Origin of the sequence: Haloarcula terrestris, from assembly GCF_031624315.1 — an archaeon.
Classification (GTDB): Archaea; Halobacteriota; Halobacteria; order Halobacteriales; family Haloarculaceae; genus Haloarcula; species Haloarcula terrestris.
On sequence record NZ_JAMQOM010000027.1, the window covers coordinates 1 to 13,299 of the forward strand.

Below are 13,299 nucleotides of genomic sequence, written 5' to 3' on the forward strand. Positions count from 1 at the left end.
TCGGCGTCTGCCGAGACTCCCGATCCACGCTCCGTCATTGAGGAGCAAAGCGTGAGAGACGACGGCAACTACTCGATAACAGACTGCGGGGCCGTCCCTGGCAACCTAAACAAAGTCACCGTCGAAGCGGAAATGAACGACGACCCGATCGAAGTTGAGGGCGTTCACGATGAGGAGGGATGGAACGTCGTCGAACTCTCTTGGATCTCTGGCCCAGTCGAGGCCAATACCGGCCTCGACCCCGACGACGCCCGCGACCTCGCTGCCCGACTCGTCGTCGCAGCGGATGCAGCCGAAGGGGAGTTCGAAGGCGAGGACGATCTCTGATGCAGGTCGAACATACATCAAGCGGCCTGACCCCCAGGGTAAGTCCGGAGGAAACCCGGTTGCAGGACAGCGATTCCGCTGTTCGTGTGGCACTCGGTCGCTATACTGTCGATATTGTCGCGCCCGCAATGGGTGAGGCCTTCGCCGTGATCGGCGCAGGTGTCGGAACCGAGCCAGTCCCCGTCGACGTTGACGCCAGCACCGTGGCGCTGCTCCTCGAGGTCGCCGACACTGTTGACCAGCGCACAGTATGGGAGACACAGGCCTGGCCGCTGGCCTGCTGACGCACCCCTTAATCTTGAACTGGGTTCCGGCTCAGTGTTGTATTGTGTATATAGGATGGATATCTTATTCATGCAAAATTCACCACCCATCAATCCCGCCGCTGTCTTGCGATTAGAGCGAATAAAATCTTGAATCGGCCGGTAGAACCGCTCTACTCCCCACTCTACAGATAAAATCGCGCGTGAATCAACGCCACCAACTGCTGTCTAACTGGTGCAACACACAATCTGGTGAGGAGCGGTGCAGTGAGATACTGCTCACCACCAGAGTCTACACGGTTCTTTACGAGTCTGTCAAACAAGCTGAGTTTGAGGGTTGTTCGGCGTTTTCTATCCACTTGGAGGACTACCGAATGAGATTTTTGATCGGTTACAAGACGGCGATGGGATCTGCTCAGAGCCGAGAGGTGAACGATGGGTAACGCGATGGACAAGTGGATGGAGGATAATCCAGATGTCACCGTCGTCAACGACTCCAGTGAGGATATTGACGATCAGGTTAACCACAACGACCCGGACTCTGACTCAGAGCCGGACCCACCCGAACCCGACGACGACGATGGCGGGAGCACACGCCCGGGAACTTCCGTTCCCAACAATCTAAGCGGTGGAAGTAGTTCGGACGACTCAGAGGACAGCACGCCCGAACCAACCGAAGAGCAAGACCAAATGCTCGATGGGTCGACTGATGGTTCGTCCGCCAGTTCATCCGGTGGCTCAGACGATCTGTTCGACGACAGCGATGATGGTCCATCGCTTCCCGACGAGCCGTCGCTTGATACGGATAACCCGTTTGAAGATAGCGACTCGTCGGGAGATAGCGGAGGCTCGTCGAGTGGTACCTCGTCACCGGGTGGGTCCTCAAGCAGCCGCGACTCGTCGAGTGGTAGTACGGGCGGTTCATCTGATGACGCCAGTTCGGATTCGTCCAGCGACGGAGGTAGTTCATCGGGCAGTACGCGGCCGGACTCATCGGTTCCGAACAACCTCAGCGGCAGTCCCAGCAGCGACCCGAACCGCCAGAGCGGGTCAGGCATCGGCCCGGGCGGTGTCGAAGGGTCGGAAGCGGCAATGCCCGACAGCGAGACCGACGCATCGACGAACGACTCGACTGAGGACATCGATGCAACTCGCACCGGGAAGCTCGAAGACACGGCGAGTGACCCACAAATCCGACAGCTGGCTCAGTCTCTCGAGGACGATGTGGCGGGGACGAAGATCACCGACACCGTCGACGGTCTCAAGACAACTGGTGCCGATCTCCGTGAGGAAGATGTCGAGGTCGTTCGGGACGGAGACCAACTCGAGGCCCGACTCTCTCCTGTCGGCGAAGAGCGGGTACAGAACATCGCCGATCGGCAGGCCGATGAGCAGGCCGAGCGCCAGGTCGAACGCCAGCTGAACGAGCCCTTCACGAACGCGGATGTCTCTGTCAACGACGACGGCAGCGTCGACGTATCGCAGGATGTGCAGAACGAAGCGACGGAGCAGGCGCTTGCGGAGGCAAACCCTGGGGTTCGGGAGGATGATATCACCTTCCAGGACGGCGAGCCACAGGTTCAGCAGCCAGAACCGTCGGCACAACGCCAGACCGACGGACCAGCCACAAATAGCAGTGGACAACCGGCTGTCAGTCAACCCGATCCGCTCGGCGGCCAGGCACAAAACAATCAGTCCGACCCCACTGGGACACGCAGCCCGTTCGGCGGTCCCGCTGCGTTCGAGGAAGAAACCGGGCTGGACCAAGGCGAGGACTTCACCGTTCAGCGCGAGAACGGCAATGTGACGGTCAATGTCACCCAACGCGGCGCACAGGAACTCCAAGGGCAGCAGGAGCAGGAAGAGGGCGATGCACTGACGCCGATCGTCGAAGACTTTGAGGGCGTCACCGGTGTCGATCTGCCTGGGAACACGTCTGAGGCCGGCGAGGCGCGAGAACAGCGAGCGAACGACTCGAGTCAAGAACTGTTCGGTGGACGGGGTGAGATTGAACAACAGCTACGCGCCGCCGCCGATGGCTTCGACCGGGAGATCGTCGACCCACTGGCCTCCGGTGCGGGAGATATTGCGAGATTCCGCGCGGATGTGAACATCAACACAGAGGGCGACGAGATACCAGATAGCGGACCGTCGCCGGCCGAAGCCGAAGCCACTGTTCGTGGCGTTGGGCAGGTTCTGAACCCCGCACAGTTGGCTGTAACCGGTATCGAGGCCGGCGAAGTGGCACGCGAGGGTATTGATGCAACAGCGGTGGCTGGTGGAAGCGAACAGGACTTTGAAGAGTTCGAGAGTGATCTTTCCGGCGCTGGTGCTCGAAGCGCTGTGGACGTGGCAGCGCAAGCCGAAGACAGCCCAGATAAGCTGCGCGGGCAGCTCGTCGGTGGAACGCTCGCCGCCACGGGACTCATGACGGCCGGTCGAGCGGCCGGTGGGTCAACAGGCGCACGGGCGGCCGGGTCAGTTGTCCAGCCCGGTGAGGAAGTGCTGAAGGCCCTGCGGCGGACGGACACTCCGGACACCAGCACAGGAAGCGTGGCGTCAGTACGGAGCGGGACTGACGGCACAACCCTCCTTCCAGACGTTGACACGCCCAATGTGGATGCTGAAATCGGGCCGAACGCAGCTGCCGGACGGGTTGAAATAAACGTCAATGCAGATATCCGGCGCTCGCTCGAAGACAGTATCTCGAACGCGCAGACACGGGGGCAGGCCAGCATTGACACGGTTCAAGATGCGTTAAACGATATCCGAGACTTACCCGATCGCGCCCGGACCGCTGCCCGGAACGCAAACTTCAACGCGGACGCTGCCCTGTCGGCCGCCCGATCACGGGCTGGAGACACTGCAAATGCTGTTCGAGAGCGAGCCGGTGACGCTGCCGAGTCTGTGTCAGCCGCGCCTGGAAACGCAAGACAGCGAGCCGCACAAGGCGCTCAGAACGCAGCAGTATCAGCGGAGGCAAACGCTGTTGCCGCATCCGAACGGATGAATGACTTAGTTCAGCGGGCGGAACTTGAGGCACAACGTGTTCAGCGTGATGCCGAACTACCGACTTTCCCCCGTGGGTTTGTTACTGAAGGCGAATTCTCGCCGGTGAGCGACACTGCGGACCGTGTTCGGGAAGCTAAGCAGCGCGGAGAGCTTGCTGCCCGCCGTGCCCGGCGGGACTTCGAACCGCCGAGTGTCCCTCGAGGATTTGTTACTGAAGGCGAATCCTCACCGTTGAGTGACACCGCGGATCGTGTTCGGGAAGCACGACAGCGCGGAGAGCTTGCTGCCCGCCGTACCCGGCGGGACTTCGAGCTGCCGAGTGCCCCCCGTGGATATGTAACCGAAGGAGACGACACCATAGGAGGGTTTATCGGTGACGAATCGACCGGACGGGGCCGTCCCGCTGATGCTATCTCTGATCGAGTGGCAGACGCGCGTGATTATGTCAGTAATGTCGGCGTTCGCGTTGATATCGGCAAGCCCGGGCAGCGGACTGTCGACAGCAGTAACCTCGATGTAGAGGGCACACCTGGTGTGGAATTCCGCGGTGATCTGGACACTGACAGCCCGGCATTCACGCCAGACGACTCCGGCCAACGGGCGGAACTCTACCAGAGTGATGCAGACAACGTCGGGAACGGACTGCTCCAGCTGCGACGGACAGAGAGTGAGAGCAGGAGCAACGCACCAACACGGGCTGAGAGCGACACAAACACCCGACAGGCCGACCAACGAAGCGGATTACTCGACTGGACAAGTCGCGTTGAAACTGACATTGGTGGGCTGGCAGAGGGTTCACAGCAGCCGTCTGTCATCGGGCCGGGCATCGGTGGCGGTGGATCTGAGAGGACCACCAGTCCTGTCCAGGAGCTCGGACAAGGCTTTGAGACTGACTTTGCTGTCGGGACTGGCTTTGAGAGTTCCTACGGCACTGAGTTCGGCCAACAACAGGGAATCGGCGCGGAAACGGCAGTCGGGCAGTCGCTGGGACAGGAGAGTGGGTCTGAGACCCGTATCGGCTTCGAGAACCGCACCGAAACCCGTAGCGAGACCCGAACCCAGGTCGAGACTGGTACGCGGACTGAGACTCGGTTTGATCGACGATTCGAGACGAGTTTCGACGGCGAACCGGACTCGGGCGATCGAGAATTCCCAACGGCCACCCCGTCGTTCGAGAACGTTGAGTTCGACAACGCGGTCGCAACGCCTAGCGAGGTGCTGGGTGTCGGGTCGTTTGGTGGTTCGTCTGGCGGCGAGCAGAGCGGCTTCGACGAAGACGAGTTTGACGCGTCCGGCGGACTGTTCTGAACGCTCACTTTTTCAAAACGAGTCGTAACGAGTCTGTCTAACGTCCTGAGCACTAAGTTAGCCGGGTCTATACCCTATTGATACACGCACCGCTCAAACGTTTGAGAACCTCCGAGAAGGAGGTGACACGGATGAGAGGCCGTCTCGCTTCCTTCTTGGCCGTCTTCGGTCCTAAAAGTACCGCCTGAGAGCCAACGAGAGACATCCATATCCATGAGTTCCGACAAGAAGGAAGCAAACGAACTGAACGAACTGAAAGACAACAGCGAACAGACCGAGTGCCCTCGCTGCGGGCGGGAAATCTCAAACATCCGGTGGGCGCCGCATTTCCGCGTTTGTGACGGTGATGGTGATGAGTGAGGTAGAGTGTTTTTGCTGCGACGATGTCGCGGCGATCCCCACGACGCCATCACTAATCACCGATGGGCGAGAGCAGGCAGTGCCGACAATCTGTGCGCTTTGCGCAGCCCATCTAAAAGCGAACCGCAACGATCTGGATGATGGCGTCTGCTCCGTCTGTGCTGCTGTGGACGGCGACCGAGTCCTGCGGTACGACGGGATCGATATCCCGATCTGCGCTGGCTGCGTTGACGATATCCTGACCCAGAGCCGCGGCGCGCAACCAGCAGACCCGGCGGCAGGAGGTGAGACCGCGTGACCGAGACCGACGACGGACTTTCGTGGTCGGAGTTGAACGACGTCGAGCGAATCGGCCATGCGTATCGTGACTGGGATGAGCAGGTCACTATCTCACTCAACTGCGGCGTCTCGTTGGTCTTCAACGAGTATTTTGATGCTTGGACAGTGCACGGCCCGGGAGACGCTGAACCAAAAGATATCATCCACCCGGAGCGGTGGCGGTCGGCAAGATCGTTGCTGCGGCACGTCCAGAGATTCGGCCATGACGATGAGGAGAGCGAACAGGACAACGGGCCGCCTGTGAGGTGGTCGCGGTGAGCGCCGGTGTCCAGCTCAACGCTGGTAGCTCCCTGTCAAATTCTGCGAGAATGACAGATGAGGGTGGCCACAGGGAGAACGTTTATAAACTCTCTCTAACGACGATGAAAGTAACGACTAACAAGAAATCAAGCGTCCACAGAAAGCAGCGGTTGGACACCTTCTGCTTCTGCTGGCTCCGTTGTAAATCTATCGCTGACGAATCAGTGGTAGGTTTTCGAGCTGCCGTCTTCGGACGGCGGGCGTCTGTACAAGACTAGGATGCACGCGCGTGAGACTACGACGGCGGAGCACAAGTATAGATTCGAACGGACGGCCTTCCGAGGTGGTCAGCAGTGACGTATCAGGTTGTCGGCTGCTCAGAGTGTAGCTCGCTCTGGATACTCGAGCACACTGGCGATGAGTCAGCTACCTGCCCAACCTGTGGGACCAAACACCAGCGGCAGAACCTTCGTCCAAAGGCAACGGCTGAAGAGTTCGATGTCGCGGCACAGAAACGGTCGGCACTCCTCGCCGATCGGCGCGGAGAGGCTGATGCCGATCTTGATGCCTATTGGCTCCAGGAGGATCGTGCTGCCAACCCGATCGTCGATGATCGAGAGTATCTCGACGGCCTCGGCCTCGAGGACGACCTCGTTGATGAACTCACATCAGACCAGACGGAGACGATCACGACGGATCGCGGTTCGATCACGAGCAGTGCCGGCACTGGTCCCGATGTCGACGTTGAGGTCGCCGATCGGAGCCAACTCAGTGGAGTCGCCAATGAAGATGCTCTCTCGACTGGTGTGACGCTCATCACTCCAGAGAGTCAGCTCGGAGAGGCAGGGCACACCTATCGGAATGTCAGTCCGCGCACCTCCGAGTGGCTTGACGAGGTGATCGAGGATCAGATCCCGTCGACGGCACGGCTCGTCCAGGAACTCGCAGCCGACCGAGGAAACTTCGATTATCGTGACCCGAATGTGGATGCCGGAACGGTGGAGGCATTCACTCAGTACGAGCTCGTCCAGGACGTTGCTGGCCTCGAGCGTATCGACGGGGACGGCACTCTCGTCCAGCAAACCGTTGACGCCGATGTCGGCTCGATTGAGGAGGCCCGCTCCTATCTCGACGCGATCTCCCGATACGCGCTGCTGTGGGCGGATGACGTTTACCGAGTCCGGCGTGGCTTCGAGGGCGAACAGCAGATCGAACGGATTCGGCGAACACTCGAAACGACGGGGACCAGTCACGGACAGTTCAACGCTGGGATTGATGCACTCCGGCACTCCCTGGCTGCTCTCCACGCAGAGCGCGATGTACCGCTCCCACAGACGTTTGTCCTAGACGGGCAGGAATGGACAGGATCTGACGCGGATACCGTCAAGCGAGCGCTCGCGACATTTGACGTACTCGCTGAGGGCTTCGATGTCCGGCTCTGGATGTCGCCAGGTATCCGTCAGCGCGTCCGCCGGCTCGTCCGCAACGCCCTCGATGAGGACGATGATGGGGCCGCGCCAGCGTGGGCTGAGCGCTTCAAATTCCTTACTGAGTCCGGGACGACCTCCCGCCGACCAGAGGCCGTCGACGAGCTGCCAGAACAAGCAAAGGAGGGGAGCGATGCCTGGGAGATCGTCGACGACAACGCCACCCAGACAGGTCTCCTCACGACGCTGGCTCACCTCGATACAGGCGACACTCGTTCGGTGAAAGCCCTGAAGCAGGATACCGCGATAGACTACGCAGACGCTAGTATAGACAGCTATCTGTCGGAACTGGAGGCAGTGGGGCTCATCGAGGTTGACCGCGCTCACGCGTCAAACAGAGTGGCTCTGACGCCGCTTGGAGAGACTGCACAGGACTACGTCGACCTGGAAGGCAACGTCGTTCACCCTGACCAATCCCAACTGCTGGGTGCGTCTTATGGACGCCCCCCAGCGTCTCACAAGCACAGTGTATCGCGCCAGGAGACAGGAGGGGACCAGCACCCCCCGGCCGAACGGTGGATGGCGGAGACGGGCGATCCTGGTGAGGAGGGTTACGAGCAGTGGCTCGGGGACGCTACCGGTCCTCGCTCTGTCGAACCGCCAGAGATGCACCGCCGTATCCTCGCCGGAGAGCGCGTCTCCGGCGTAAACTTTGTCGATGCGGATATCATCGACTGGACGGACAACCGGCAGGCTCCGAATGGCGATGGCCGTGTCTCTTATACGTCGATTTTCGACGATCATGCCCTCGTCGTTACGCAATGGGGCGGCCCGGCACAGATACTGGCACGTCTCTGTTCAGCCTTACTCTCCAACAAAATGTTCAGTAAGGCGCTCGACCTCGATGCCGTCGGAAAGCAGTTCGAAAACCTCCATGACGGCGTAGATTCCTTTGAGAACGATATCCACGAGGTGATGATCCGGTCGCATCAAATGGGCTGGATCTCTGAAGACGAGCTGGACCACTACCTCAATTTCCGTGAGCGGTGGGGTAGTGTCCGATCGCGGCTCCTATCCAAGGTTGCTAAGATTCACGACCTGGACTCAGGTCTCCGTAGCGAACTGTTCGACGATCTCCACGGTCTGCTGTGCTCAGCTACCCATCTGTACCGTGCCGCCGGAATCGATGTCACGTTCAATATTCGGCTGCCGCGGACAAAGGAGCTGCTCGACAACGAGGAGGCCCTTCAGGATTTCCTCAATTTCATGCGGTTCACTGTTACGAAACAGGCCGGCTACGAGGACCAGAACGGCTTCCACAGCATCTTCAGAATGCTCCAGGAAGACCGCCCGCAGAAGCTTCGCTCGAGGACGTCCTACGAGATCGGTGACGATCCAACAGCTGACCTCACTGCTTCGTGGATCATCTCTGGTCCGGACGCGACCTCGCTGCGGGAGCACGTCCAGGACGCCGTCGCGAAGGAATCGAGTCGACTTCGAGAACGGGTTCGTGAAGGCGTCGAAGAGGCTGCTGTGCTCGATATTCCGATGGTCGAGGCTAACTCTCATGCTCACATTCGGGGGCTTGTCCGGGACGTTGCCGAACGCAAGGGATTCAACGAGAACCACCGCGATGATCTTGACGGGCTTACCCGTTGCCTGGAGGCAGCCCTCGCGATGGACAACCACGGTCCAGACCCATTCTTGGTGGCTGATGCACTACACTCGCTGGAATCACGGGATAAAGTGTATGACCGCCTCGATACACGGTCGGTCGAAAATGCACTGGCCTCGTTGCCTGAAACAGCGATATTCCCGAGTCTACCTCCATCTGCACGGAAGATGCTATCGGCGCTGTTCGCGAGCGACGAGCCGCTTGATCGGCAGGACCTCATCGAGGTGACGTCGACGAACTCGTACGACCGGCATCATCGGAAGCTCCGTGCGTTCTTCCTGGTGGAAGAGACAGAGACCGGCTTCGTCGCCCACCTCGAACCCTGGTGGTCGTCGACGACAGACGATAGGCAGCCGTACCACGAGGCGCATCCATCGCCACAGCCACAGCCGGCAGGCGGTCACATCAAGCAGTCGTCGCCGCCGACGGCGCCGGGGAACGTGATACTCGAGATTGTTGCCGAGACGGAGTTCGTCGAGATTCCGCCTGATCGCTACTACGAGATCGGGAAGCGGATCGACGACGTCGACTGGCTCCTGGAGGAGCTCGGCCTCGAGGACTGGCGACCAATCCTCAGGGCGTTCTGTGACAGCTGGCACGAGGGCGATAGCCAGTCTTATTCAGACCCCCCAGGGGTGCAAATCGCCGGACAGCAGTCGACCACTGCTGACTCACAGACGACACTCGCTACTGTCGCAGCAGAGTAGTGAACTGAAACTGAGGATACACAAAATCAAAAACAATGGCTACGACCGAAACCAAACGTAATCTCGAAAATAAACAGGAACTGTTCCTCAAACTGGCTGCACAGAAACAGGTGCAAGAACTCGATACACTTCCAAGTAGACCTCTGTGCTACGACGAAATTGCTGGTTTCGAAGCCGCCTACGCTGAGAGACACAACGGATGTGAGGCCTGGATACTCGATCCATACGCTGTTGGCTCCGGAGAAACTACGATCACCAGTGGTGGCGAGGCTCTGGACCCGTCTGAATCGGTACTCGCCTTTGCTCTGCTGACTGACGACGTATGGATTCCATTCGAATTCGGAATTAAAAGCTGGTTCCGGAAGGAACAGATCCCGCATCCCGACGGTGTGGATCTTGATGAACAGATCATAGCTGGATCTATGGACCGAATCTCTGATGTGTATGATGAGCGCTGAGAAACTTCCCAAATAAGAGCTGACTTATCAGTCAGTACTTCTCGCGGTCGCTGCCGTCGCCGCCGCCAACGAACTTCGCGTACTTGTTCAGCATCGCAACGTCAGCCCAGCCGCCCCAGTCGCGGGCCCGGAAGCGGTTCACGTCGCTTCGGACGAGCTGGCACGCCCAGGAGCCACGGAGGTCGTGGGGTGTGACATCGGGGAACTGCTCGGTCCGACCGCAGTGCGTACGCTCGACCCACCCGCGGCCCTGGATCTCCTCGAGGCCGGCGTCCCGCGCGAGGTGGTGGACGATTTCGCTGATTTTGCTGGTGCTGGTAGAGACAGAGTCGTTTAGCGAGAAGTAGCTATCCAGCAGCTCGGGTAGTTCGATAGAGACCCGCTTGTCGAGGTGGTAATCGTAGAAGTCATCCGGAACCGGCACAACCCGGGTCCCGGCTTCAGATTTTGGGCGCCAGGTGTCCGGCGGACCACGGGACCGTTCCTTCTTGCAATGATAGCATCCTGTGTCGCCGTTGCCGATCGTGCAGGGCCACTGTCGAGGCACACGGATCTGGAGACCGTGCGGCCCCTGCTCCACCCAGTCTTCGTGGCAGTGTCCGACAGTGCCATTCCGCATGCCTGTGTGGAGGAGCATCTGACCGATCAGTCGATACTGGGGGTCATCGTGTTCGTGGGCGGCTTCGTTGAAACGCGAGAACCCATCGGCGGGCAGCGGCAATTGGTCACGATATGGCATGTAAAAGCTATCAAATTGATGGTACTGAAACTCATTAAAAATACCGATACTTGGTGTAACATTCATCAACCGGAGCAGGTGATTTCGACACCTGAGTTTCAGACAGAACGCTCACAACCCCGATTTCGATGCATGATGAGATGGAATTCATCGAGACTGAGCGGGTAGTTTGACACCGGATTACGAGTGTTACTGAAGCTATCCGTCCCGAATTGTATGAGAAGCAGCACTACACAAACTGCCAGAACAAAAATCAGGCCGAGCGGATTTCGTCAGTCTTCGTCGACGTCGAGTTCCTCGTCGAGGCGGTCGCAGACGTGCTGGAAGTGATCACTGACGCGATCGGGCATCGCTTGAAATTCTTCGTCGCTCACAGGCTGCTTCCGTACCATTCTCGAAGACTGTCGCTCGAAGAAATCGTTACTCGTCAGCGAGGTCGTCGTAGACCTCTTTGTGCTCCTGGCGGTCGAACTCAGCGAACTCAAGGATCGCTGCGGTTCGGTCGTTCTCAGTGTGTGCCGCCATGTGTCGTTCTGTATCGATATTCGTCATTGGTACATTTCTACTTTACCCTCTCTTGGAGGCGTTCAACCTTCGCACGGATCTCTTCGTCCTCGATGTCCTCAACCGGCCTGGCAATCTCCTCGCAGCGGTGAATCGCACGGTCGACGTCGACCTCGTCCGCGCCAGCGAAACTCTTCAGAATCGCCTTGATCTCCTGGCCGTAGTCGAAGTAGTAGCCGTTCATCGCGTAGAATGTGGCTGTCGTGTTGAGTGCCGTTCGCTTGTTCCCGTCGACGAACGCATGATCGGACACGAGCAAGCGCATCAAGTGGGCGGCCTTCTCGTGAACTGTTTCCGGCACTTCTCCGAAGTAGCCCTCGGAGATGTAGGTCAGTGCCGACTCTGGCGCGTCTGGCTTTCTGACACCGCGTTCGGCCTCGGGGTCCGCCGTCACGATCGCCTCGTGCATGGCGAGGATATCTTCCGGGGTCGGGTACTGAACCCCATCATCGTTCTCAGTCATTCGACTCCTAGCTGTCCTCGTTTCGCTTCTTTTCAGCGCGCTCCTGTACCATCTGGCAATAATTTCGGACTACATCCTCATCGACTCCGAACGATCTTGCGACCCATTCTATACCCATCGTGGGATTTGATACTAAGTACGCTGCGAGAACATCCTCACGAGCTCGTGCGACCGCTGGCGGAACACCTCGCTCGCCGATCTTCTCGTCTCGAAACCCACCCATTACCGTCTGGACATCGGCGTACAGTCGTGCTCTGTCAAGACTGTCGAACGATTTGACTCGTCCCATCGGATTTTCGTAGTGGTAACGCTCATACTCGCCTTCGTCCTCACGAACTATCTGGCAGTTATGAGCGTATTCCTCGACAACAACTGGCTGCTCTTCGCGCCTTTTGTTCTCGCCGTCACTCATTTTCTTCGTTCCACACGTAGATCTGCCCACTCGACTCCGTTTCGACCTGTGGGATCTTCGGCAGGTTATCGGACAGCAACCGCTGAACGCTGGAATCCTTCAGCTCTAAGTCGAACTCGTTGTTGATGTGACGGCGGAGGACAACGGGCGCACTCTCACCACGTTCCTTCAGTAATGCAACTGCAGAGGCAAGCGCACGGACCCTCTCGTCTGTCTTCGCGCCGCCCTGGCCTTCCCACTCAATCGCATTGACGGCAGATATCATCTCGTGAGGTACTTCGCGCGAGCCCTGTCGTGGGTCTTCTACAAGTTCATAGAGGCCCTTGTGAACCTTCTCGACAAACCCTGAAAGCCGCAGGTCTCGGAGTCGTTGCGATACGAGTTGGCGGCTCTCTCCGGTCCTTTGGGATAGGTATGAAGGAGTCGCTCTCCCCTCTCTGAGCACATCGACTATCTTCCAATGCAATTCGTCGAACTCCTCAACTGGATTTTCCATTTGTTGATTCATTTTACCACGTCAATATCAATCCCAGTGCCATTGCCATATCTTTTTCGGACAACATTACCAAATCATTTGACAGCGTTAATACTAAGTGCAATGCGGATTGAGTGGATACTACGCGCGGTTTGCGTCACAGAATGACGCCGGTGGTTGTGACACCGACGCCGCGCGGCCGAAACCATGACCGCATTCGAAACTGACTCACTCCGTCTGGATAACTTCGATGGAAAAGACGATAGTACCGAACAGATAGATATTGCGCACGAACTGCTCGCAGCGGCCCCTGATCTCCGTGAGGTCGATGCCGATGAGTGACCCGAGCCGCCGACAGTTCCTCGGCGCCGCTGCGGCAGCTGCTCTCGCCGGGCTTCCACAATCGGCGTCTGCCGAGACTCCCGATCCACGCTCCGTCATTGAGGAGCAAAGCGTGAGAGACGACGGCAACTACTCGATAACAGACTGCGGGGCCGTCCCTGGCAACCTAAACAAAGTCACCGTCGAAG

At 58.6% G+C, this 13,299-nt stretch carries 14 protein-coding genes; 9 read left to right on the top strand and 5 right to left on the bottom strand.

Annotation, left to right across the window (positions count from 1 at the left end):
* The 7 genes from NDI54_RS21130 to NDI54_RS21160 all read left to right on the top strand — a co-directional run.
* On the top strand, nt 1–327 hold a 327-nt coding region (locus NDI54_RS21130; protein ID WP_406600218.1), incomplete at its 5' end, for a hypothetical protein.
* Complete coding sequence (locus tag NDI54_RS21135) at nt 327–611, top strand: hypothetical protein (RefSeq protein ID WP_310898288.1); 285 nt, start codon at nt 327–329, stop codon at nt 609–611. The genes NDI54_RS21130 and NDI54_RS21135, both read left to right, overlap by 1 nt.
* A gap of 414 nt (nt 612–1,025) precedes the next feature.
* On the top strand, nt 1,026–4,910 hold the full coding sequence (locus NDI54_RS21140) for a hypothetical protein (RefSeq protein ID WP_310898289.1): 3,885 nt from the start codon (nt 1,026–1,028) through the stop codon (nt 4,908–4,910).
* Nucleotides 4,911–5,262: 352 nt separating this feature from the next.
* Nucleotides 5,263–5,568: a hypothetical protein gene (locus NDI54_RS21145; RefSeq protein WP_310898290.1), complete on the top strand. Its 306-nt coding sequence runs from the start codon at nt 5,263–5,265 to the stop codon at nt 5,566–5,568.
* Entirely contained in the window at nt 5,565–5,867 is a 303-nt protein-coding gene (locus tag NDI54_RS21150; protein ID WP_310898291.1) for a hypothetical protein, read from the top strand. Before NDI54_RS21145 ends, NDI54_RS21150 begins: the two co-directional genes overlap by 4 nt.
* Nucleotides 5,868–6,202: 335 nt before the next feature.
* The gene (locus NDI54_RS21155; protein WP_310898292.1) at nt 6,203–9,658 is read left to right on the top strand and encodes a DUF5817 domain-containing protein; all 3,456 of its coding nucleotides are present in this window, start codon (nt 6,203–6,205) and stop codon (nt 9,656–9,658) included.
* Between the two features lie 35 nt (nt 9,659–9,693).
* Nucleotides 9,694–10,116 (top strand): hypothetical protein, encoded by a 423-nt coding sequence (locus tag NDI54_RS21160; protein WP_310898293.1) that lies wholly within the window; start codon nt 9,694–9,696, stop codon nt 10,114–10,116.
* Nucleotides 10,117–10,147: 31 nt separating this feature from the next.
* Here the strand turns inward: NDI54_RS21160 and NDI54_RS21165 are convergent, their stop codons facing one another.
* The 5 genes from NDI54_RS21165 to NDI54_RS21185 form a co-directional block, all read right to left on the bottom strand.
* Nucleotides 10,148–10,540, bottom strand: coding sequence for a tyrosine-type recombinase/integrase (locus NDI54_RS21165; protein ID WP_310898294.1), 393 nt, complete (start codon nt 10,538–10,540; stop codon nt 10,148–10,150).
* A 735-nt stretch (nt 10,541–11,275) separates the two neighbouring features.
* Complete coding sequence (locus NDI54_RS21170; protein WP_310898295.1) at nt 11,276–11,407, bottom strand: hypothetical protein; 132 nt, start codon at nt 11,405–11,407, stop codon at nt 11,276–11,278.
* A gap of 10 nt (nt 11,408–11,417) precedes the next feature.
* The gene (locus NDI54_RS21175) at nt 11,418–11,882 is read right to left on the bottom strand and encodes a type II toxin-antitoxin system death-on-curing family toxin (protein ID WP_310898296.1); all 465 of its coding nucleotides are present in this window, start codon (nt 11,880–11,882) and stop codon (nt 11,418–11,420) included.
* Between the two features lie 7 nt (nt 11,883–11,889).
* Entirely contained in the window at nt 11,890–12,294 is a 405-nt protein-coding gene (locus NDI54_RS21180) for a hypothetical protein (protein ID WP_310898297.1), read from the bottom strand.
* The gene (locus NDI54_RS21185; RefSeq protein ID WP_310898298.1) at nt 12,287–12,790 is read right to left on the bottom strand and encodes a helix-turn-helix domain-containing protein; all 504 of its coding nucleotides are present in this window, start codon (nt 12,788–12,790) and stop codon (nt 12,287–12,289) included. The genes NDI54_RS21180 and NDI54_RS21185 overlap by 8 nt, the downstream gene beginning before the upstream one ends.
* 186 nt (nt 12,791–12,976) lie before the next feature.
* Here NDI54_RS21185 and NDI54_RS21190 point away from each other — a divergent pair, with 186 nt between their 5' ends.
* Nucleotides 12,977–13,111, top strand: coding sequence for a hypothetical protein (locus NDI54_RS21190; protein WP_310898299.1), 135 nt, complete (start codon nt 12,977–12,979; stop codon nt 13,109–13,111).
* On the top strand, nt 13,104–13,299 hold a 196-nt coding region (locus tag NDI54_RS21195; protein ID WP_310898300.1), incomplete at its 3' end, for a twin-arginine translocation signal domain-containing protein. The genes NDI54_RS21190 and NDI54_RS21195, both read left to right, overlap by 8 nt.